General features: G+C 33.8%; 19 protein-coding genes and 1 tRNA gene. 12 read left to right on the top strand and 8 right to left on the bottom strand.

Going from position 1 to position 22599, the window contains the following annotated elements; genetic code table 11:
- Positions 1 to 59 precede the first annotated feature (59 nt).
- Positions 60 to 830: an SDR family oxidoreductase gene (locus tag ACGH46_RS05190; protein ID WP_411604542.1), complete on the top strand. Its 771-nt coding sequence runs from the start codon at positions 60 to 62 to the stop codon at positions 828 to 830.
- A gap of 27 nt (positions 831 to 857) precedes the next feature.
- Positions 858 to 1727 (top strand): thioredoxin family protein, encoded by an 870-nt coding sequence (locus ACGH46_RS05185; RefSeq protein ID WP_267350917.1) that lies wholly within the window; start codon positions 858 to 860, stop codon positions 1725 to 1727.
- A gap of 58 nt (positions 1728 to 1785) precedes the next feature.
- Here the strand turns inward: ACGH46_RS05185 and map are convergent, their stop codons facing one another.
- Positions 1786 to 2574, bottom strand: a complete 789-nt coding sequence (gene map, locus ACGH46_RS05180; protein WP_267350918.1) for a type I methionyl aminopeptidase — start codon at positions 2572 to 2574, stop codon at positions 1786 to 1788.
- 218 nt (positions 2575 to 2792) lie between these two features.
- Here map and rlmC point away from each other — a divergent pair, with 218 nt between their 5' ends.
- The 4 genes from rlmC to ACGH46_RS05160 all read left to right on the top strand — a co-directional run bounded on the left by rlmC (position 2793) and on the right by ACGH46_RS05160 (position 7290).
- The gene (rlmC, locus tag ACGH46_RS05175; RefSeq protein ID WP_411604695.1) at positions 2793 to 3941 is read left to right on the top strand and encodes a 23S rRNA (uracil(747)-C(5))-methyltransferase RlmC; all 1149 of its coding nucleotides are present in this window, start codon (positions 2793 to 2795) and stop codon (positions 3939 to 3941) included.
- Positions 3942 to 4152: 211 nt separating this feature from the next.
- On the top strand, positions 4153 to 4677 hold the full coding sequence (locus tag ACGH46_RS05170) for a HugZ family protein (protein ID WP_411598588.1): 525 nt from the start codon (positions 4153 to 4155) through the stop codon (positions 4675 to 4677).
- Positions 4678 to 4942: 265 nt separating this feature from the next.
- Positions 4943 to 6502 (top strand): glutamate--cysteine ligase, encoded by a 1560-nt coding sequence (gene gshA, locus ACGH46_RS05165; protein WP_411604540.1) that lies wholly within the window; start codon positions 4943 to 4945, stop codon positions 6500 to 6502.
- 5 nt (positions 6503 to 6507) lie between these two features.
- On the top strand, positions 6508 to 7290 hold the full coding sequence (locus ACGH46_RS05160) for an endonuclease/exonuclease/phosphatase family protein (protein ID WP_267378689.1): 783 nt from the start codon (positions 6508 to 6510) through the stop codon (positions 7288 to 7290).
- On the opposite strand, the gene ACGH46_RS05155 is transcribed toward ACGH46_RS05160, so the two are convergent.
- The 3 genes from ACGH46_RS05155 to rnhA form a co-directional block, all read right to left on the bottom strand.
- Positions 7268 to 8524, bottom strand: a complete 1257-nt coding sequence (locus ACGH46_RS05155) for a transglycosylase SLT domain-containing protein (protein ID WP_267350928.1) — start codon at positions 8522 to 8524, stop codon at positions 7268 to 7270. The two genes, ACGH46_RS05160 and ACGH46_RS05155, sit on opposite strands and share 23 nt — an antisense overlap.
- Before the next feature lie 42 nt (positions 8525 to 8566).
- Positions 8567 to 9295: a hydroxyacylglutathione hydrolase gene (gloB, locus tag ACGH46_RS05150; RefSeq protein WP_267378695.1), complete on the bottom strand. Its 729-nt coding sequence runs from the start codon at positions 9293 to 9295 to the stop codon at positions 8567 to 8569.
- 80 nt (positions 9296 to 9375) lie between these two features.
- Positions 9376 to 9849, bottom strand: a complete 474-nt coding sequence (rnhA, locus tag ACGH46_RS05145) for a ribonuclease HI (RefSeq protein WP_267350932.1) — start codon at positions 9847 to 9849, stop codon at positions 9376 to 9378.
- A gap of 181 nt (positions 9850 to 10030) precedes the next feature.
- Here rnhA and dnaQ point away from each other — a divergent pair, with 181 nt between their 5' ends.
- Complete coding sequence (gene dnaQ, locus ACGH46_RS05140; RefSeq protein ID WP_267350934.1) at positions 10031 to 10771, top strand: DNA polymerase III subunit epsilon; 741 nt, start codon at positions 10031 to 10033, stop codon at positions 10769 to 10771.
- Between the two features lie 112 nt (positions 10772 to 10883).
- A tRNA-Asp gene (locus ACGH46_RS05135) sits at positions 10884 to 10960 on the top strand.
- 64 nt (positions 10961 to 11024) lie between these two features.
- On the opposite strand, the gene ACGH46_RS05130 is transcribed toward ACGH46_RS05135, so the two are convergent.
- Together ACGH46_RS05130 and ACGH46_RS05125 are read right to left on the bottom strand one after the other, a co-directional pair.
- Entirely contained in the window at positions 11025 to 11888 is an 864-nt protein-coding gene (locus tag ACGH46_RS05130) for an HNH endonuclease (protein ID WP_267378698.1), read from the bottom strand.
- Between the two features lies 1 nt (position 11889).
- Positions 11890 to 13479 carry an ATP-dependent nuclease gene (locus tag ACGH46_RS05125; RefSeq protein WP_267378700.1) on the bottom strand — a complete coding sequence of 530 codons (1590 nt, stop codon included), beginning with the start codon at positions 13477 to 13479 and terminating at the stop codon, positions 11890 to 11892.
- Positions 13480 to 13757: 278 nt separating this feature from the next.
- On the opposite strand from ACGH46_RS05125, the gene ACGH46_RS05120 reads away from it, so the two are divergent.
- Positions 13758 to 14126: a YbaN family protein gene (locus tag ACGH46_RS05120; RefSeq protein WP_267378702.1), complete on the top strand. Its 369-nt coding sequence runs from the start codon at positions 13758 to 13760 to the stop codon at positions 14124 to 14126.
- A 63-nt stretch (positions 14127 to 14189) separates the two neighbouring features.
- Here the strand turns inward: ACGH46_RS05120 and ACGH46_RS05115 are convergent, their stop codons facing one another.
- Positions 14190 to 15242, bottom strand: coding sequence for a dihydroorotate oxidase (locus tag ACGH46_RS05115; protein ID WP_411604536.1), 1053 nt, complete (start codon positions 15240 to 15242; stop codon positions 14190 to 14192).
- Positions 15243 to 15745: 503 nt separating this feature from the next.
- Here ACGH46_RS05115 and ACGH46_RS05110 point away from each other — a divergent pair.
- The 3 genes from ACGH46_RS05110 to ACGH46_RS05100 all read left to right on the top strand — a co-directional run bounded on the left by ACGH46_RS05110 (position 15746) and on the right by ACGH46_RS05100 (position 21044).
- On the top strand, positions 15746 to 18517 hold the full coding sequence (locus tag ACGH46_RS05110) for a flavocytochrome c (RefSeq protein ID WP_411604534.1): 2772 nt from the start codon (positions 15746 to 15748) through the stop codon (positions 18515 to 18517).
- 16 nt (positions 18518 to 18533) lie between these two features.
- Positions 18534 to 19499 (top strand): FAD:protein FMN transferase, encoded by a 966-nt coding sequence (locus ACGH46_RS05105; RefSeq protein WP_411604531.1) that lies wholly within the window; start codon positions 18534 to 18536, stop codon positions 19497 to 19499.
- Positions 19500 to 19580: 81 nt separating this feature from the next.
- Positions 19581 to 21044 carry a DASS family sodium-coupled anion symporter gene (locus ACGH46_RS05100; protein WP_267378713.1) on the top strand — a complete coding sequence of 488 codons (1464 nt, stop codon included), beginning with the start codon at positions 19581 to 19583 and terminating at the stop codon, positions 21042 to 21044.
- An 80-nt stretch (positions 21045 to 21124) separates the two neighbouring features.
- On the opposite strand, the gene ACGH46_RS05095 is transcribed toward ACGH46_RS05100, so the two are convergent.
- Positions 21125 to 22594 (bottom strand): exopolyphosphatase, encoded by a 1470-nt coding sequence (locus ACGH46_RS05095; RefSeq protein ID WP_411598954.1) that lies wholly within the window; start codon positions 22592 to 22594, stop codon positions 21125 to 21127.
- Positions 22595 to 22599: the final 5 nt, after the last annotated feature.

Raw genomic sequence — 22599 nt, 5'->3', positions numbered from 1 at the left:
GTGATATCATAATTGCTATAGGCTAACTTGACAACATACAACTATCTGGGAGAAGAGAATTGCGCACAATATTTATAACGGGCTGTTCAAGTGGAATAGGGATGATTTCGGCTGTTGCACTCAAACAACGAGGATATCGTGTTATTACTTCTTGCCGTAAAGACGAGGATCAAAAAAAACTTATTGAGCAAGGATTTGAAGCAGTGATTCTTGATCTCAATAATCCTGAATCTGTCACTCAAGCTGCTAAGGAAGTGTTAGCATTATCCAATAACAAGTTATATGGTTTATTTAATAATGCTGGATTTGGTGTATATGGTCGATTAAATACAATCAGTCGTGAGCAGTTAGAATCTCAATTTGCAACTAATTTTTTTGGTGTTCATCAATTAACTCAACTGCTCTTACCCGCCATGATTGAACATAATGAAGGACGAATCATACAAACCAGTTCAATCGTTGGTATTATTGCAACACCGGGACGAGGTGCTTATTCAGCCAGTAAGTATGCTTTAGAAGCCTGGTCGGATGTATTAAGACTTGAATTAGCCAATACAAATATTAAAGTGTGTTTGATTGAACCCGGTCCATTAACAACAGCTTTTTCAAAAAATGTCAATCAAACAGAAAAAACACATCGGATTGAAAATCCACCAATAGCTAAACGATTTACCTTACCGCCCGAGGCCGTTTTGCCATGTTTATATCATGCCCTTGAACATCGCAAACCTAAAATACGTTACAGGGTAACAAAAGTAACCCAGTTAGCGGCGATTGGCAAACGTTTGCTTCCGGATAGATTAATGGATAGAATTTTATTCAATAAATAATGAATCTCAATATTCATAGGACATAATATGCAAAACCCTTTTATTTTTGATGTTAATGAACAAAATATTCAAGAAATTTTAGAAAAATCAACTAAACAGCTTGTGTTATTTTACTTTTGGTCACCAAGAAGCCCAAATTATGAAGAAATGACACAAACATTGACTAAATTAGCTGATGAATATCATGGTCAATTTATTTTAGCGAGTGTCAATTGTGATGAGCAACAGATGTTGGCTGCTCAATTTGGGTTACGTGCCATTCCGACCGTTTATTTATTCCAAAATGGCCAACCTCTCGATGGTTTTCAAGGGCCTCAACCAGAAGAAAAAATTCGTGAATTACTTACTAAAGTGTTGCCTAATGAAGATGAACTTAAGTTAATTGAAGCACAAAATCTATTTAATGAAGAAAAATACGAAGAAGCTTTGCCATTATTAAGACAAGCATGGAAGAATTTAAAGGATCATTTAGGTAAACCAAGATCCGATATTGCATTCATGTTAGCCAAAGCACAGATAGCATTAAAGCAGCTAGCGGAAGCAAAAGATGTTTTAGCTTCTGTTCCATTGCAAGATCAGGATACTACCTATCATGGTTTACAAGCTGAAATTGAGTTATTGGAACAAGCTGCAAATTCTCCCGAATTGCAATTATTACAAGCTGAATTAGAAAAACACCCGGATAATGTAGAGTTGATGATCCAATTATCATCGCAATTAATGCAAGTAGGACGGCAAGAAGAAGCACTTGAATTACTATTTAAGCCTCTTACTCAAGATCTTAATGCAGGTGATGGACAAGTTAAGAAAACCTTACTTGACCTTTTAGCAGCGTTAGGCACAAGTAATCCGTTAGCGGCTTCTTATCGTCGTAAACTTTATACATTACTTTATTAAGATGAATTAGAGAAGATAATCATGATTCAACAATAAATTTATTGTTGAATCATCAGTTTTAGTGTTCGATTACTCGAGGGAAGTTTTCATTACTGCGTAGCGTTAATACTTCAACACCATTATCTGTCACTAAAATAGTGTGTTCATATTGAGCAGAAAGTCCATGATCTTTAGTTTTTACGGTCCAACCATCTTTCATTGTTCGAGTACGCCAATCACCTGTGTTTACCATAGGTTCTATAGTGAATGTCATACCCGGTTTTAAAATAACTCCACCGTCATCAGCATCATAATGTAGCACTTGCGGTTCATCATGATAAACTTCACCGATTCCATGGCCACAATATTCCCTAACAGATGAAAAACCAAATTTTTCTACATATTTTTGAATTGTTTTACCGATTTCTCTTAATCGAATACCTGGTTGAATAATTTTTATCGCTTCATACAAACTATTTTGTGCCACTTCACACAACTTTTCGCCAGCAACGGTTGGTTTTCCTGCTATATACATTCTTGATGTGTCACCGTGATAACCGTCTTTGATAACAGTGACATCAATGTTAAGTATGTCACCATCTTTTATTTTTTTATCAAAACTTGGGATACCATGACAAACAACGTCATTGATTGAAATACAGCTTGTATGTTGATAACCGCTATAGCCGATATTTGCAGGGATAGCTTTTTGAACATTGACAATATATTCATAGCAGATTTTATCCAGTTCACCTGTCGTAATACCGGGCTTGACATAGGGTTCGATCATTTCTAATACATCGGCAGCAAGTTTGCCAGCGATACGCATTTTTTCGATTTCTGTTGGCGTTTTTAACTTAATAGACATTAAATTGTTCCTGTAATGTTAATGGCTATATCCTATCATATAGCGCTATGACGTCAAACCTTGGTAATGAAATAATTAAATATCTTTTTGATAAATAATTAATTTTTATTTTTAAAAAGTCAATATCAGGCTGTCTTTTGTGGTTTGGCTTAAAATAACTAATCTTTGAAACAATTTAATTATATAATAACTTATTATAAAACGAGGTTATGACTATAATGCAGTGTCGCTATTATCAGCAAAAAAAATGTTTATCATGTAACTGGATCAATTATTCTTACGCCACCCAACTTCAAGAAAAACAGAGTAATTTATCAGAAAAAATAACGGAGTTTAACCCTAAAGAGGTTAAGCCGCCCGTTGCTAGCTCAGAAGTAGCTTTTCGTAATAAGGCAAAAATGGCCGTACTTGGCACTGTTGAAAAACCGATATTGGGTATGGTAAATGGTAATGAAGCTATTGATCTTTGCGATTGTCCGCTTTATACCACCAGTATGCAAAATATTCTTAAAATAGTACGAACGTACATCCGTAAACAAGGTTTAGTTCCTTATAATATTAATAAGCGAAAAGGGGAATTGAAGTTTGTCATCATTACAGAAAGTACCACCGAAGAAACAAATGGTTTTATGATTCGATTTGTGATGAGATCACACAAGTTTGTTGAGAAAATCAGAAATTCACTTCAACAGCTTCAAAACAAAATTGAAAATTTACAGGTTGTTTCAATAAATATTCAACCTAATCATTCAGCTATTTTAGAAGGTGAAGAAGAAATTGTTCTTACCCAAAATAGTTATTTGAATTTTACATTGAATCACATTCCCCTTTATATTAAAGCTAAAAGCTTTTTTCAAACCAATACCAATATTGCTAAGAATCTTTATCAAACAGCAAGTGATTGGGTAAATAATTTAAAAATAAGCTCCATTTGGGATCTGTTTTGTGGGGTAGGCGGATTTGGTTTACATTTAGTCAATTCTTCAGATAACAAGAATATAGAATTGACGGGAATAGAAATTAGCCAAGATGCAATAGAGTGTGCTTCCCGCTCAGCACATGAAATGGGTTTTACTCATCTTACCTTTAAATCATTAGATGCAACCCGGTATAGCATCGGACAACAGAATATACCTGACTTAGTATTACTCAATCCACCCAGAAGAGGGGGAGGTGAAACATTAATGCAATTCTTAGCTCAAGTTAAACCTCATTATATTTTATATTCTAGCTGCAATTTATCATCATTAGTTGAAGATATACGCTTATTATCGGATTACCAACTTAATAAAGTTCAATTATTTGATATGTTTCCTCATACAGCGCATATGGAAGTATTAGTTTTATTGGAAAGGAAAGATGGATAGGGTATGATTAATCGCCTTTACAAATAGTTAACAACATAATGCTAATTGAGTAATGCCTATAAAACAATAGGGCTACACAGTGTACCCAATAACAATGATTAAAGTTATGACTCTATATTCAATTGATTAACTGATTGATCAAATAACGATTAAACTTTAATCTATCGAACTAATTAATAAAAAATAAATTAAAAAGTTAAAGGAGATTTTTATGGCTGAGTCCAACATTGAGATAGTTCAAAATACAATAAATAGCCTTCATGAATCCGTTTTATCGGTCATATTGTCAACCATTAATTCAAATGGCGATGTCGAAACAAGTTATTCACCTTATTTTTTTGATGGTAAGAATTACTATATACTTATTTCTGATTTAGCCCCACATAGTCAGAATATCAAAGCTAATGCCCATATCTCAGCTTTTATTATTGAAGATGAATCTAAAACGAAGAACATTTATGCTCGTAAACGTTTAAGCTTTCAAGCCACTGCTAACATGATTGAAAAAGATTCCGAATTGTTTAATGCTATTATTGAGCAATTTGCTTTGCGAGTCAGTAAAATGGTTTATATGTTGTCAGAAATGAAAGACTTTAACTTATTTAAAATTTCACCAATGCAAGGCAGACTGGTTATTGGATTTGGTAAAACCTATCAAATCGATCATCAAACTAATAGTATAATACAAGTTGATGAAAGCTATATTGCCAATCAAAAAGCACAACAACAGAGTTAACACTTTGTGAAATTGATGATATCTAATTGTTTTACATTAAAAGGAATGCGGATGATTACCCATTCCTATCCATGAAATAGACAAGATTATTAAATGTCGATTTATGACCTAACTATCAATAATAAATAGTATTATTGAGTGTTTTCATCTTTGAAATCAGTTCTAATCTGATAAAGCATGAGTGAAAAGCCAAAATTACCAATAGAAGCTTGTAAATTATGATAATATTGAATATATAAAACTCAATTTAGGATAAATAAAGATTATGATACCTGATGTTTCTAAAGCACTTAATTGGTTAGAAAAACATTATACTATCTTACAAGGTATTCAACGTGGACTGGAACGAGAGACCTTACGAATTTTACCCGATGGTTCTTTATCTAAAACGCCTTTTCCCAATAAAATTGGTTCAGCCTTAACACACCCTTGGATCACAACTGATTTTGCTGAGTCGATGCTTGAATTTATAACACCGGTCAATACGAACATTGATTATATGCTCACGTTTTTGCGAGATTTACATCGTTATGCCAGTATTAATATTGGTGATGAAATGATGTGGCCACTCAGTATGCCGTGTTTTGTTGCGAAAGAAGACGATATTATTTTAGCGCAATATGGTTCTTCAAACGAAGGGCGTTTAAAAACACTGTATCGTGAGGGATTAAAAAACCGTTATGGTGCAATGATGCAAACTATTTCAGGTGTCCATTATAATTTTTCTTTACCGACAGCATTTTGGCAAGCAAGAGACGGGGTAAAAAATACTGAAGAGGGTAAAGACGTTATTTCAGAAGGCTATTTCACTTTAATTCGTAACTATTATCGCTTTGGTTGGGTAATCCCGTATCTTTTTGGTGCATCACCATCAATGTGCTCTTCATTTATCCAAGATCCCGAAAAAGCGAAAGCATTCATTGAACAAACTAACGGCAACTGTTATTTACCTTATGCCACATCTTTAAGGCTTAGCGATATTGGTTATACCAATAATGCTCAAAAGCAATTGGGTATCACTTTTAATCATTTGAATACTTATGTCGAGGGATTAAAACGCGCAACTAAAACACAATCTCCCGAATTTAGTCGCTTAGGCATTAAAGTTGATGGTCAGTATCGTCAATTAAATGATAAAGTCTTACAAATTGAAAATGAGTTTTATGCGCCGATTCGTCCTAAACGTGTTCCTAGGGCAGGGGAATCACCTTCAGATGCATTGCTACGTGGTGGAATTGAGTATATCGAAGTAAGAGCTTTAGATGTTAATCCATTTTCACCAATCGGTATTACAGAAGAACAGATTCGATTTATCGATTTATTTTTAATTTGGTGTGCATTAGCACCGGCACCTGAAATGAGCAGTCAAGAGCTAGAGTGCGCAAAATTAAACTGGAATCGAGTTATTTTAGAAGGTCGGAAACCGGAGATTGAAATAACAATGGGGTGTGGAAGTTATCATGAACCAATGGCCAAAGTAGGTCATCAATTATTTAAGGATTTACTTCGTGTTGCTGATGTTTTAGATCATCATGATGAAAAACAGCACTACCGTAAGGTTTGTGAGCGACTTGATGTTATGTTTGATTATCCAGAATTAACTTTATCAGCAAGAACATTACAGGCGATAAGTGATCTGGGAACAGCTAAATTTGGTTTAGCTTTAGCAAGTCAATATAAAAAACAGTTATTGTCAGAACCTTTAGCCGTGTTAACCGATAATGATTTTGTTCAACAGCGCTATATTTCACTCGAAAAACAGAAAAAATTAGAAGAAAATGATAAAGTATCGTTTGATGAATATTTAGCTCAACAAAATAAATAGTTAATATGTTTAAACATCGAGATTATACATTACGATATCGGGCAAATAATGAAGTAGAAATCATTTTGCCCAATAGTCAATTGATAGTAAATAAACCATTAATTGATAAAACTACTTTTACAATTATGGTTTGGAATATTTTTAAACAAAAAAGAGCCGACTGTATTCAAATTTTAGAACATTATGCAGATGAAACTAAATTGATATTATTACAAGAAGCGCAAACCACACCACAATTATTGAACTTTATTACCCGACAAAATAAGATAGCAGACCATGTGCCCGCTTACTGCTTCAATAATATTTATGCTGGTGTGATGACAATTACAGATACATTACCTATCTCTATCTATTCATTTAGAGAAAAAGAACCCCTTATTCGCGTTCCAAAATCCGCTTTAATCACGATATATCCTATTTATAACTCAACACAACAATTGCTGGTTGCGAACATTCATGCCGTTAACTTTAGTATTGGTGTGAAAAGTTATCGGCAACAAATGCATATGCTATTAAATCGAATCAAGGAGCATAATGGACCGGTGATCTTAGCGGGTGATTTCAATGCTTGGAGTCAACAGCGGTTAAATCTTTTATATCATTTAGTAAGTACAATCGACCTCAAACCGGTGAATTTTTCAATTGATATTCGAAAAACATTTATGGGAAGACCATTAGATTTTGTATTTTATCGAGGATTACAATTAGATACAGCAAAAATAATTAGTACTTCGGCATCTGATCATAATCCTTTATTGGTCAAATTTAGATTGGATTTGCAAGATTAATGGTTAATACATCACCTTCTTTGATATCCTGATCGGTCAAATTATTCCAAGTTAAAATATCTGTAATTTTAACACGATAATTTTTAGCTATAGTTACTAAATCATCACCTGCTTTAACTTGATAAGTGATCTGTTTATTGGATTTAGTATGAAGCGTTTTATTCTTATTATTTATTCCACTTGACACTTCGGACTTGATTGCTACTGTTTTGACTTCCAAAGGCATAGTGTTATGAGGCACATCTTGTAAAAGTTCTGTGATTTCGGCTGAAACAAGATTTTGTGCTTGTAGCTTTTTATGTAAATCTTCCGCATAAGAATACGGAACCAGTAAATGAAATGGTCCACTTACAGTTTGTTGTAAATAGCCTGCATTAAAACTTTTTAAGTCGTTAATTGGTATCCCAGTATATTGAGCAATTTTAGCTAATGAAATATTTTTAGACATATCAATTCTAACTAATGAGTTTTCATAGTTACAATCGGGTAATTTAATACCGTAACGTTCACTATTTTTTACAATATCGATAATGGCTAAAATCTTCGGTACATAGTGTCGGGTTTCAGTTGGTAAATCCAGCGCCCAATAATTTGTTGGTAAACCATTTGCTTTATTTTGTGCAATTGCTTTTCTAATGCGACCTTCGCCAGCATTATAAGCAGCAAGAGTTAATAACCAATCTCCTTTAAAACGACCGTTCAGATCTTTTAACAGCGTTATCGCTGAATTCGTTGATGCAATTAGATCACGTCTTGGATCAAATGAGTGACTTTTATTGAGACCGTATTCTCTGGCCGTTATGGGTACAATCTGCCATAAACCGGCAGCTTTACCAGCCGATGTTGCTAACGGATCGTAGGCACTTTCAATCAGTGGAATTAAAGCTAATTCTACCGGTAAATTATTTTGACGTAGTTGATCCATTATGTAATATACATAAGGCTCAGAACGAAGCGCTGTAGTTTCAAAAGCTTTAGGGTTGCGTAATAAAAGCGCTCTTTCTTCTTTAATACGATTATTTTCAGGGACTTTCACATTCAGTTGGCTTATCATATAATGCCAAGGATTTTGAGTAATTAATTTATTATTAATTCCACTACTTTTTAAAAGTCCACTGGTAACGATTGATTCTGAGTTATGTGTTGGATAGACACTACTATTATATTGAGATTGATGGTTTTGGCATGCAACCAAAAACGAACATAATGCTGTGAATATAAATAACTTTTTCATTACCTTAAAACATTAAACATTTATTAAAACCGTATATTATACCTAAAAAATATCCTTTTGGCTTCTAAAAAAAACAAATAAATCTAACTCATTGTTAAAATTTAATTTATTTTGTATGTTTTTTTCTTTACATCGTAGAAAAACATTAATTTGTTTTTCATTTCTTAAAGTAGATGGTAAAGTAATTGATTTATCGGAAATTAAATCATAATAGGCACTAATTTTAGTATCATTTGGTAACATATTTAGTGCAAAATCAAGATTAGATTTGGTATATTCATGACCAGCACAGACTAGGGTATCATCAGGTAATTGGGCTAATTTGTTAAGTGAATTTAGCATTTGCTGATAAGTACCTTCAAATACACGTCCACAACCAGCCGATAACAGCGTATCGCCACAAAAAAGATAAGGCTGACAATAGTAAGCCAAATGACCCAATGTATGACCTGGTACAGGAATTATCTCAAATTTAAAATCGGCAATAATTAATTTATCCCTATTTTCTACATATTGAATAGGTAAAGGAATCTCTTTGGGCCCATATACCTCAATAGAATTAAAATCATTTTGTAGTTTTACCACACCGCCAATGTGGTCTATATGGTGATGAGTAAGCAAAATTGCAAGGGGTGTTAAATTATGTAGATGTAGATAGTTATAAACAGGTTCGGCTGCCCCTGGATCAATGATAATAACTTGTTTAGCATTATTTTCTAATAACCAGACATAATTGTCTTTTAAAACGGGGATTATGTGTAATTTATACATAAATGAAATCCATGCTATTAAGTGACATTTGATAACTATAATGGGTTGGTCTCATGTGAAATAATAGGGTTTAAAACTTATTACGCTGAATTTGATTCTTCAAAAAAAGTATCCACTAAAGTAGGGGACTCAGCTTTAGATTTGGCTATGATATCACATTGTTCATTTTCAGGATGCCCTGCATGGCCTTTAACCCAAATCCAATCGATTTTATGTGTTTGTACCGCTTTATCAAGCCGCATCCATAAATCAACATTTTTGACAGATTTGTTATTTGCGGTTTTCCATCCATTTTTTTTCCAGGTATAAATCCATTTTGAAATGCCATTTTTCAAATATTGGCTATCAGAATAGAGATCAATTTGACAAGGCTCTTTTAATTTTTCTAAAGCGACAATTGCAGCTAATAACTCCATTCGATTATTAGTTGTATTAAAATATCCTTCTGCTAATATTTTTTCATTGTGCTTATATCTTAAAATGGCAGCATATCCGCCAGGCCCAGGGTTTCCAAGACAAGAACCATCTGTGTATATTCTGATTTGTTTTAACATTTTTGCAAACTTTTCGGCAAACTAGGTTGATAATTCCCAAAATGTAACACAATTTAAAAATGGTAAGCAAATCTGAAGATTCTGCTTCCAATAGCGGGTAGGTATCAACATTAATAGTATTTAATGGTAAACTATATCACTAATTCGTAGTTTTCCCAATGTTTGATATAAAGAGAATAACGTGATAACTCATTCTACTCGCCAAATTGTACTCGATACAGAAACAACAGGTATGAATCAAGATGGAAATAATCATTATGAAGGACATAAGATTATTGAAATTGGTGCTGTTGAAATCATCAATCGCCGTTTAACAGGCAATCATTTTCATGTCTATATTAATCCAGAACGCTTAATTGATGAAGAAGCGTTTAAAGTTCATGGTATAAGCAATGAAGCTGTTAAAGATAAACCCATATTCAAAAATATTGCCCATGATTTTATTAAGTTTATTGATGGTGCTGAATTAATTATCCATAATGCATCGTTTGATGTCGGGTTTATGGATTATGAGTTTCGTCTTTGTGGTTTAGATTATAAAACTGCTGATCACTGTATTGTTACCGATACTTTAGCAATGGCAAGACGCCTGTTCCCAGGCAAACGTAATAATTTAGATGTGCTTTGTGAACGCTACCAAATTGATAATTCTCATCGTACACTTCATGGCGCTTTACTGGATGCTGAGATTTTAGCTGAAGTATATTTAGCTATGACGGGGGGACAAACGACATTATCCTTTAATATGGATGAACATAGTCTAGCTAATGGTGAAAACAGCAATACTCTTCAAAGAATAGAGCGAGGATCGACCCCTTTAAAAGTCATAAAAGCATCAGAATATGAACTTTCAGAACATGAAACTGTTTTATCAAAAATTGATAAAAAAAGTGGCGGAGCATTATGGCGCGCCAGTAAATGATTGTTTTCTATTCAATTGGTTGCATATTTTAAAATATCTATTGACGTCATCGAAAATAATCTTTAATATCACGCCTACTTCAGCAGTGATGCCTTGAAGTAGTCTAAAAAGCGGAGCGGTAGTTCAGTTGGTTAGAATACCTGCCTGTCACGCAGGGGGTCGCGGGTTCGAGCCCCGTCCGTTCCGCCAATTTCATCAGTTTTCCCATAATGTTTTTGTTCCAATCCTCTATATAAAATCAATAGTTATTTATTTATAATTCGCCCTTTTGAATTTTAATCAAATAATTGAGTGCTTCTTCGTTATTTTGTAATCCATGATAAAAACAGGCATCCCAATTATTGGGTGTTCCGCCATTATTCTCGTAAATTAATTGGATTTCATATAATTTTTTTATGATGTCTTCTAAATTAATTGCGTTTTTTATATATATCTTTGGTGATTCACATAATTTTGTCCATAAATAAGAGAAATGATTCTTGATTCCTGAAGGGATGACAATATTCTTGATGTGCCATTCAACTATAATTTTTTCTTCATCTTTTACATCTATGGCTATAGGAGTAATTAACGGTGCTCGCCAGTCTGGTTTAAAGTGAGATGACATGATTCTTTTTTCAATAAATTTATCAAAATAAGGGTGAATAGGCCTTTCATGTAATATATCTCCTTTTATTTTTAATGATCGTTCCTTATTGCATCTATCACAAGCAGGTATCAGGTTCTTGGAAAAGAAAGAGTATTCTGGAAAGATTGATTTAGGTAAATAATGATCGATTGTTCCATTGCCATGTCTCCCACACATTGGGCATGCACCTTGAATACTTTCTCTCAGCGATTTAATGAATTTAAGTGCTTGTGGCGGGTTATCATATAAAAGATTCATGTGTTGTTTAAATGCCGATAATGAAGGTATTGTTTCTTCTGACAATGAATTAATAAACCAAGGGTTACCATTATGCTTATCATAATGTTCGTAAGATTTTTTAATAATATCGATATAAGATGAAATAAACCGAATATGTTTTCCTTTTCGATTTTTTTGACAAAGTTCATCTAATTGACAGCTATCAATAATTTCTGCGCTATTATATTGTGGAAAATTTAATTTTCTCATTTTAATATTCCATATTATTCCTTAGCTGTAAGAGGGCATCTGGACTGATTTCACCAATATACTTATCGAGAATTTCATCGAAGGTTAAATCATCTTTAATGTTATCAACTAATTCATTGTATAGATGGATTAACAGATCATCGCCAAAGATTTCATTTGAGATGCTGGTCACATTAGCGCCTAATGTTTGCATTCGTGGCTGCTTAATTTTGAAATCTACTTCGTCCTTTTCAATAATATGAACTTGTGCACTTTGTACTTCTCTGACAATGTAAGGAGAATGAGTAGCGATTATAGCGATGGATTTTGTGGTCTCTAATACATTATTAAGAATTCTCATAAATTGAGAAATAAGGTTAGGATGTAAAAAAGTTTCTGGTTCATCAATAAGCAGTACTGATGCCGGTCCGACATTGGCAAAAACATTTAAAATGAAACGGATAAATGTTGATTGTCCTAAACTTGGATGATATTTTTCGTCATTTTTATATATAACGAGATTTTTTTCCCGGTCAATCGTCGCTATCCTATCAAGCCAACGTTGTTCACCATTGTATCGGGCAAAGTTTTTTATTGCGATTTCGTGGTGTTGATCTAGGTTAGCCGAATGATCCACTAAAAGCGGAACTTTTATTGTTAAATCATAAAATTCTTGGGAAATGATATTACATAATTCGGATATTCTATTGTTTCTTAACACATCTACCAATAAATGATTGTCTGTTTTTTCATTAAAAACCCTGTTGTTCTGAATATTAGGATCTAGCTGTGAAATAGAAACACTAGGATTATTGATAAGTTCTTTGTCAATTGAATTAAGTGTTGCATGATGAGCAAACAAAATAACTTGGTTAAAGTCAAGTTGTGGAACAATTGAGATATGTTTTGATTGTCTATCAGCAAGCGCTTTAACGAGTTCTGTCAGTATCGTTGTTTTTCCACATCCATTTTGCCCTATTATGGTCGCAATGCGACCCCGTAATTTATTCTGATTGGTAAATTTAAATTCGAGTTGAAGAGAATCTAAATTTTTAAACGTAATGTTGAAGGTTTGTTTAGAGTCGGCATTTTCAATGACTTTACCTTGTATAATAGAATATCCATGCCGATAAGCAAAATACGCCTCACTCGTTCTAAGCATAGCTCTACTATACACATCGGTTTTATAAAAATCATCCCACTTTGGTATTCTAGAAGGTTTATCCACATATAAACAAATATCATTTATTTCTTCCAGAATGTTTATTGCTCTTTCAAAACCAATTAATCGGCTGATGGCGCTATAAGATTTTTGATTTGTGAATAAATGAGCAAAAGCTAAATCTATCGAAAAAAGATTTACAAATTTCTCTTTTTTTAGAATTGTAGAAACATACTTATAAGTATTATCTTGATCTTTGAAAGCAAATTTTGAATCAAACCATTCAATTGAATTATCATTTAATCGAATACCTATTTCTGTCGCTAATTGGTATCCAAAATCATTCCAATAACTATCTATTGGTTTTATAAAAACCGATCCTTCTGTTAAAAATTTTGTCGAACAATCAGGAGAACAAAGAAGTATAGTTAACTTTTCCTTTTTTTCCATATTAAAACTGATCCAAAACCAAAATTACCTAAATATGTAATTGTTTTTATATAACACATTTAACATAAATGCAAAGAAAAATGTAATTTAATCAATATGAAAAAATCGTGTTTCATAACGTTTTTTTCTTTTAAAACTCTGTTATATACTTAAGTTGTCACACAATGAATAATTTATCCTAACTTTAGCCGTAATGATTAAGTTTCTTGGAATATTGAATTCATGCTTTGTTATTCGCAATCAAAAATTTTAATAATTATCTATAAGTATACTTAGTTATGTTAAAAAAATGGTTATTTATTATTATAGGTAGTGTTTCATTTTTGCTGGGAACAGTAGGCATTTTCGTGCCACTTTTGCCAACAGTACCATTCTATTTGTTAACCGCATATTTGTGGCTTAATAGTTCAGATCGTCTTTATCGCTGTTTTACTCAAAGTCATTATTATCAAACTTATATACAAAAGATGCTTATTGAGAAAAAAGCATCTAAAAAAAGTTTGTTTAAAATGCTAGCTATGGTTTTTATCGCATTGTTAATCCCATTTATTTTTATTCATTCCTTGCATGTGCGCATTATTTTAGTAATCGTTTTTTTAGCGCATATTGTTATTGGCTTTTATTATTTTAGAAAAAAGAAAATTTAAAGAGAAAAGAAACGTAATTACAGGGTAAGTTACCCTGTAACAATTATAAATATTGCTAATAATCTAGTTCAGACTTTTCTTAATCTCTATAGCAAGTAACGGATTCCACATGGCTCCTGTCGCACTCATCACAGCATCAGCACCGTTTTTAATGAATTGATGATAATGTTCACTGTTGCTAACTCCACCAACACCTATAATGGTAAATTTTAAATCCATTTGTTGACGATATTTATTAAGGCGACTCACCATATCTAATCCAGCCCAACGTATGGCATCGCCACAAATTCCACCTTCCTTTCTATTTTCTCCTAAAGCTGGCTGACCATTTGCGTTAACAGGTTTAGCTGATAAGGTATTAATAGCACTTAATCCATCAATTATCGATCCGACTTTAGTAAGTAATGAAATAATTTTTTCATCATCCGGAAAATAGGCTAGTTTCAATATAAGTGGACGATCGGGAACTGCATTTTTAATTTCATTTACAATGCGTTCTACTTTATTAACATCAAAACAGAGTAATTTACTCGCTCCTTCATTTGGGCAACTCAAGTTTGCTTCAAGAATTGGGGCATTAGTTTCTCTTACTAATTTAGCGGCTAACGCATAATCTTTTTCAATTTCGCCATGTCCTTGTGTTCCTTGAAAGCTACCAATAACATATTGACCTTGACCAGCGGCTTTTACCGCATCAGCCATATCAGGTTGCCAAACATCGGGAGCAAGAGAAGGAACACCAAACGAATTGGTAATTGATAGCGGTTGAGTATAATTTGTATCTGCTAAGACAGTATCAAGATTACTGGATAATTTACCGTTAGGATGAACAGATAGCACATTCGGCAATGGATGACATTTGTGAAATCTTGTTCTTACAGTTTTATAGACGCATAAGTCAAATCCATACGCAAATGCAGCTTTAATATAATTGGCATTTAGAAGGGGACCGGCAGGCATTCCAAATGGTAAATTAACATTAAGATTGAGAAATTGACTGGTTTGGGTTGCGACATGTTCAACGTGACTTAATTGTGTAAAAAGCCCAAAAGGACCGTTTGCATAATTATCTTCGTAACTGATAGTGGGATCGTAAAACGGCGTTAAAGATTTCATAATATCTCCTGTGATGAGCACTTAAAAAAATTCTGATGAAAGAGGGGTATATTTTTGATAAAAAAAATCCTCCATAAAGGAGGATCAATAAATTGAATTAAAAAAGAGTGATACTTAATTTTGGATAATAATTTTTCTTTTTTCACTCTAATCATTCTTAAGTTCTCTTGTACAAACTTGCATGCATTCTAGCTTAATCTATTCAAACTTCAAGCCAATTATAATGATAAATATGTAACTAAATGAAATAGTTGCAGTGTTTTTTTTTAGATTTATCGTTGCAATATGACTATCTTGAAAACTGTTTTGCTTACTTAAGCTACAATGTTATTTGTTTAGATAAACAAATAGCACATAATACTTTAAAAAATATATAAAAATTTTTGTCTAAAAAATAATACATCAGTACATTAATAGTCTGTTTCGAAGTGGAGAATGATTATAAGTAATGCTATTATTAACAACAGTTAATAAATCTGAATAAAATAATTAGGTATATAATAATGAAAAAAGAAAATATTTTTAAACCCTTCACTTTACCCAATGGCGTTGAATTAAAAAATAGAATAATGATGGCGCCAATGACGACCTGTTCCGGATTTTATGACGGTTCAGTCACGCATGATTTAATCGAGTATTATCGAGATCGAGCAGGTGAAATTGGAACAATCATCGTTGAGTGCGGGTTTGTCGATAATAAAGGATTAGCGTTTCCTGGTGCAATAGGTTTAGATAACGATGATAAAATTGAAGGATTAGCTAAAATTGCGAAAGCAATTAAAGAAAAGGGATCGAAAGCAGTCATTCAAGTTTATCACGGTGGTCGAATGGTTGAGCCAAAACTCATTGGTGGACAATCTCCTGTTGGACCAAGTGCTATCGCAGCCCCTAGAGTAGGCGCAGCAACACCGATCGCATTAACGGCAGACGAAGTCGACGACATGATCGAAAAATTTGGTCAAGCGGTACGTCGTGCTATTGAAGCCGGTTTCGATGGTGTTGAAATCCACGGTGCTAACACTTATTTAATCCAACAATTTTATTCTCCAAATTCAAATCAACGAACCGATAAATGGGGTGGAAGCCGTGATAATCGCTTGCAATTCCCTTTAGCAATCTTAGATATCACACATAAAATGGTTAAACAGTTTGCAACGCCAGAATTTATTGTTGGTTATCGTTTTTCTCCGGAAGAACTGGAAGTACCGGGTATTCGTTTTGATGACTCCATGTATCTACTTGAAAAGTTAGCAGACAAAGGTCTGGATTATATCCATTTTTCAATGGGCGCGATTTTAAGACCTTCAATTGTTGATACCCAAGATCCAACCCCGTTAATCAATAAATATGTGGCAATGCGATCTGCGACATTAGCTAAAATTCCGGTAGTAGGTGTAGGTAATGTGGTTAATCAAATTGATGTAGAAACGGCGATTGATAATGGTTACGATTTGGTCGCTGTTGGTCGAGCATGCATCGCTTATCCAGACTGGATTAGCCGTATTGAAAAAGGTGAACAACTGGAGCTAACTATCAGTAGTGACAAACGTGAAGAATTGAATATCCCTGAACCTTTATGGCGTTTTTCATTAGTTGAAGCATTAATTCGTGATGCAAGTCTAAATAATAAGAAATTCAAACCTGGTCAATATCAAGAAAAAGTTAATGATGAATCTTATGAATTTCTTATTAATGTCGAGTTAGGCAAAGATTTCATTAAAGATATGCAACTTGTGAATGCCAATGAGTTTGATAACCAAGTTTTAGATAATTTTGCAGAAATTAAACAACGAATTATTAATTCAAACAGTCCACATGTGGATGCAATTTCTGGGGCTACATCACAGTGTGAAGCATTCAAAAAAGCCGTTACTAAGGCCATGACACAATCGAATAAAGAAGCCATTATTGCTGAAGGTGGTGATCCAAATGATAAATCTTACGATATTGTTGTTGTGGGAAGCGGGGGAGCAGGGCTGGCTTCTGCATTACGAGCTCATGATTTAGGGGCTAGCGTTGTTGTCGTTGAAAAAATGCCTGTTATTGGCGGAAATACCAATAAAGCGTCTGCTGGTATGAATGCAGCTGAAACTAAATTCCAAAAACTTAAAGGCATTGTTGACAGTAAGGATCTATTCTATAAAGAAACTTTGGCTGGTGGTAAAAATAAAAATAATCCGGAATTACTTCGTTACTTTGTTGAAAATGCTCCCGATGCGATTGATTGGTTAGATGAAAACGGTATTGAACTAAGTGGTATTACGACAACAGGTGGAATGAGTATCGACCGTACACATCGACCAGCAAGTGGTGCAGCTGTTGGAGGATTTTTGATTAGTGGATTGGTAAAAAATCTTAATAAACGTGGTATTGAAGTCATGTTAGATACCAATGTGACAGAAATCGTTACCGAAAATCATAAAGTTGTTGGCGTTAAAGTCGTTGAAGAAGACGGCACAAATTATATCATTAAAGCGAAAGCGGTGGTGATTGCAACGGGCGGATTTAGTGCTAACCGTGAAATGGTTGAAAAATATCGTCCTGACTTAAAAGGTTTTGTGACAACCAACCATAAAGGGGCGACAGGTTCTGGTATCATGATCTTAGAAAAACTTGGGGCTGGCACTGTTGATATGGGCGAAATTCAAATCCATCCAACTGTTGAACAAACTACCTCATATTTGATCTCAGAATCTATACGTGGCGGTGGCGCAATTCTTGTTTCTCAAGAAGGTAAACGTTTTGTTAATGAATTAGATACCCGAGATAAAGTTTCAGCGGATATTATCAAATTACCTGAACACTATTCCTATATTTTATTCGATCAACAAGTTCGTGACGAAAACAAAGCCGTTGAAGAGTATGTTTCTAATGATCTCGTTGTTCAAGCCGATTCAATTACTGAATTAGCTAACAAACTTTCTATTGATGCTAATAATCTGTCAAAAACGATTGAACGTTATAATGAGTTTGTAATTAACAAACAAGATGAGGATTTTGGTCGAACGACGGGAATGCGTCATCCAATTAACACCGCACCATTTTATGCAATTAAAATTGCACCGGGTGTTCACCATACAATGGGAGGTGTAACGATAAACACTGAAACACAAGTATTAGATAATGATAAACATGTGATTAAAGGTGTTTTTGCGGCTGGTGAGGTTGTTGGTGGTGTGCATGGAGCAAATCGCATTGGTGGTAATGCTGTTGCTGATATCATTATTTTTGGTATACAAGCAGGTAAAAAAGCCACAGATTACATTAATAGTTAATTGAACTTTGCTAAAAATGGTAAGTTCTACCTACGACTATTCTCAAACATTGATGGGGATGACGGTAACATTAACGCTATTAGAGCAAAATGAAACCGTCGCAAAACTTGCTTTTGCTACCATTAAATTGCTTGAAGATAAATTGACTGTTAACCGCCCAGTTTCGGAGGTTATGTCAATCAATCTTGCAGCAGGCAAACATCCTGTTGAGGTAAGCTTACCTGTATTTTCACTTATTAAACAGGCTTGGCAACTGAGCGTGAATCCCTCAAGTTGTTTTAATATGGCTATCGGCCCTGTCGTCAAACTTTGGAAAATAGGCTTTAAAGGAGATAGTATTCCTGCCGATCATCATATCAAACAACAACTATTATTAACCGATCCATTTGATATAGAATTAAATGATACAACCCATTCTGTTTTTTTAAAAAAAGCAGGAATGGAGATAGATCTTGGTGCTATCGCAAAAGGTTATATCGCCGATGTCATTAAAAATCTGTTACTTGAACATCATATTCACCATGGCATCATAAATTTAGGTGGAAATGTACTAACGTTAGGAGCCTCCCCAATAGAAAAGTCAGGTTGTTGGTGTATAGGGTTAAGAAAACCCTTTTCTTTATTTGATGAGTTAGCAGGTATAATAAAAGTTAAAAATAAATCAGTCGTTACTTCGGGCATTTATGAACGTTATTTTGTGCAAAATAATCGGCTTTATCATCATATTTTCAATCCTTTAACTGGCTATCCTCTTGATAATGAAATTGAAAGCGTTACCGTTATTTCAAATACTTCTATTGAAGGCGATATTTATTCAACGATTTTTTATGGATTAGGCGTAAATGCCAGTGGTGAATATTTAAAAAAACATCCAGATATTTCAGGCATTTTTTTACTAAAAAATAAAACGATGACACTGATCAATCCGAAAAATTTTAATTTTGATCTAATTGATAAACACTATGAAATAAATCTACATTAAGAACCAATGACAATGAAATTGCTAAACTTTTATTGTTTTAAATGAATTAATTACGTTTTTACATTAAAGAAGGAAATTATTATGAACGCAGTGAAAAAACCACCAGTAAAATGGTTACCACTCATAATTATTGCTGCTATTTCAGCAATATTATGGCTATTTGTTTCGCCTCCACAAGGAATAAGTACAGAAGGTTGGCGAACAAGCATTATTTTTGTGGCAACGATTGCCTGTATTGTTGCAGAAATTATGCCAATTGGCGCAATTGGCTTATTAGCCATTACGGTTTTTGCTATTTTAAGACCATCTGGTGCCGCTAATGCAACCGAATCAATCAAAATATCGTTGAGCGAATTGAATAGTAGCTTAATTTGGTTGATCGTTGTTGCATTTATGATTGCGCGAGGATTTATTAAAACTGGTTTAAGCAAACGTATTGCTTATTATTTAGTAAAAATTTTAGGTAAAAACACTTTAGGCTTAGCTTATGGTTTAGCTGTAACAGATGTGGCATTGGCGCCTGCCATTCCAAGTACGACAGCTCGTGCTGGTGGTGTGATTTATCCAATCGCTGAAGCGTTATCGATTAACTTTAATTCTAATCCGAAGGATGAATCAAGAAATCGAATTGGCACTTTTTTAATGTTAACCATAAGTCATATCAATGATATTACCTCAGCAATGTTTTTGACTGCATTTACCGGTAATTTATTAGCCGCTAAATTAGTCACAGAAACATTAGACGTGACATTGGGATGGGGACAGTGGTTTATTGCCGCTATCGTACCTTGTTTGGTTTCTTTTATTGTGATTCCATTAGTTATTTATTTTTTAACCAATCCAGAACTTAAAAAAACACCTGATGCACCAAGATTAGCTGTTGAAGAGTTGAAGAAAATGGGACCAATCACCGCTAAAGAAATTATCATGGGTGGTACGGTAATTTTATTGTTAGGTCTTTGGATTTTCGGTAAAGACTATTTAGGTGTTGATGCAACAACGACTGCTTTTATTGGTTTAACAATTTTAATCTTAACTGGTGTGCTAAGCTGGGATGATGTGAAAGGTGAAAAAGCGGCATGGGATACCTTAATTTGGTTTGCGGCTTTATTAATGATAGCAGGACAAGTCAATAAGCTAGGTGTTACAAAATGGTTAGGCGATACTATCGGTCGTGCAGTAGAAAACCAATTTATTGATAATAGCTGGGTACAAGTTATTATTATTTTGTCTATTGCCTATGTTTATTTACACTATTTCTTTGCTAGTGGCAATGCGCATATTGCGGCGCTATTTCCAGTATTCTTATCTGTAGCCGTGGCACTTCATGTTCCACCAATGATTGCGATATTTGCATTAGTTATTTGTACCAACTATTTTGGTTCCATTACCCAATTTGCCAATGCTCGAAATCCGTTGTTATTTGCTGAAGGTTTTGTTCCAGTCAAAACATGGTGGAAAGTAGGATTTATCTGTAGCGTTGTTAACTTAACCATTGTATTTACCGTTGGTCTTTTGTGGTGGAAAATGTTGGAATTAGGTTAAGAAATAACGTATCTTAGACACTATTCAACAAAAAAACCGTCAGAAATTGGCGGTTTTTTTATCCTCTAATTATGATAATCTCATAACAACATAATCGATAAACTCCAATCATTAATGGCCTGCCAATATTTTTGTTCCTGCTCTAAATCTAATAAAATCAATTTATTACTTTCCACAAAATTAGTGTCAATTTCGAATGTCATTTTGGTCAATTTGTCTTTAACTAATTTTAATCGAAATGCATTCAAATTAATCTCTGTAGAGCGTTGATTATTGATCAGAATGGAGAGCCTGAGTATTTGTAATAATGAAATAATATGTTTAAATTCAAAAAGGCTAAAATAAGGAAATGCTTCAATATTAATTGATTTTCGATGATAACGAACGAGTGTCGATAACAACAGTTGTTGTTCTTCGTTAAATCCCGGCAAATTGCTGTTTTGCAGAATGTAACTTGAATGTTTATGCACAGACGAAAAGTTAATTTTTAATCCTACTTCATGTAAGAGTGCTGCCCAATATAAAATGGATTCCACACAAATTGGAATATCGATTTGTGCTTGCTCTTTCCATTGTAAAAAAAAGTATTTTGCTGTTTTGACAACTTGCATAGCATGACGCTGATCGATATTGTAGTGTTTAGATAAAGATTCGGCGGTTGTTTGACGTATGTCTCGATAATTAGGACCACCGATTAATTCATACAAAACCCCTTCACGTAAAGCATTAGAACTATACTGCAACGAACTTAATCCCAATGCATTAAATACACCACAAAATATTGCCAGTCCACTCACAAAAACCTGTTTACGTTCATCAGATAGTGAAGGGTAGGTAATATCATCAAATGTTTCAAAGTCTAATACATAACTAACTAAATCATCTAATCTCTTCGGGGTAATAATACCGTCACTCACACCAAGATCTAATAGAATATGATGAATAGATTTAATGGTTCCTGATGTACCAAAAGCAACCGTAATATTCTGTTTTTTGATAGTACTAATCATGGTTTCAATTTGTTGCTCGGCTGCAAGTTTTGCGCGTTGAAATGACTCTTCATCAATCTTTTGTTGTGGAAAAAAACGTTTATTAAAGGTTACGCAGCCCATTGGACGACTAGCGACAATGATAGGTTTAAGGTCATTGCCTTTGCCAATCGCAATTTCAGTTGATCCTCCGCCAATATCAATAACAAATTTAGTATCAATTGATGAAGTGGGTTCAGCGGTCATAGTACCTAAATAGACTAAACGGGCTTCTTCTTGACCTGAAATAATTTCTATAGGGTAAGGTAATATTTTAGCTGCAGCCTTCAAAAACTTATGCCTGTTTGATGCAACACGAAGTGTGTAAGTTGCAACAATTCTCACATTTTCCGGAGGAAATCCATTTAAACGTTCAGCAAACAGTTCAAGACACTCTATTCCCCGTTTAATACTCGAGTCACTTAATTGATTATTTTCATCTAATCCAGTCGCCAAATGTATATTCTTTTTATTTTTATAAATTATCTGTGTTGCACCATTAATGATTCGTGCAATAATCATATGAA

It is taken from the genome of Gilliamella sp. CG22 (assembly GCF_046635725.1).
Classification (GTDB): domain Bacteria; phylum Pseudomonadota; class Gammaproteobacteria; order Enterobacterales; family Orbaceae; genus Gilliamella; species Gilliamella apicola_I.
This window is presented reverse-complemented; position numbering and strand designations above follow the sequence as displayed.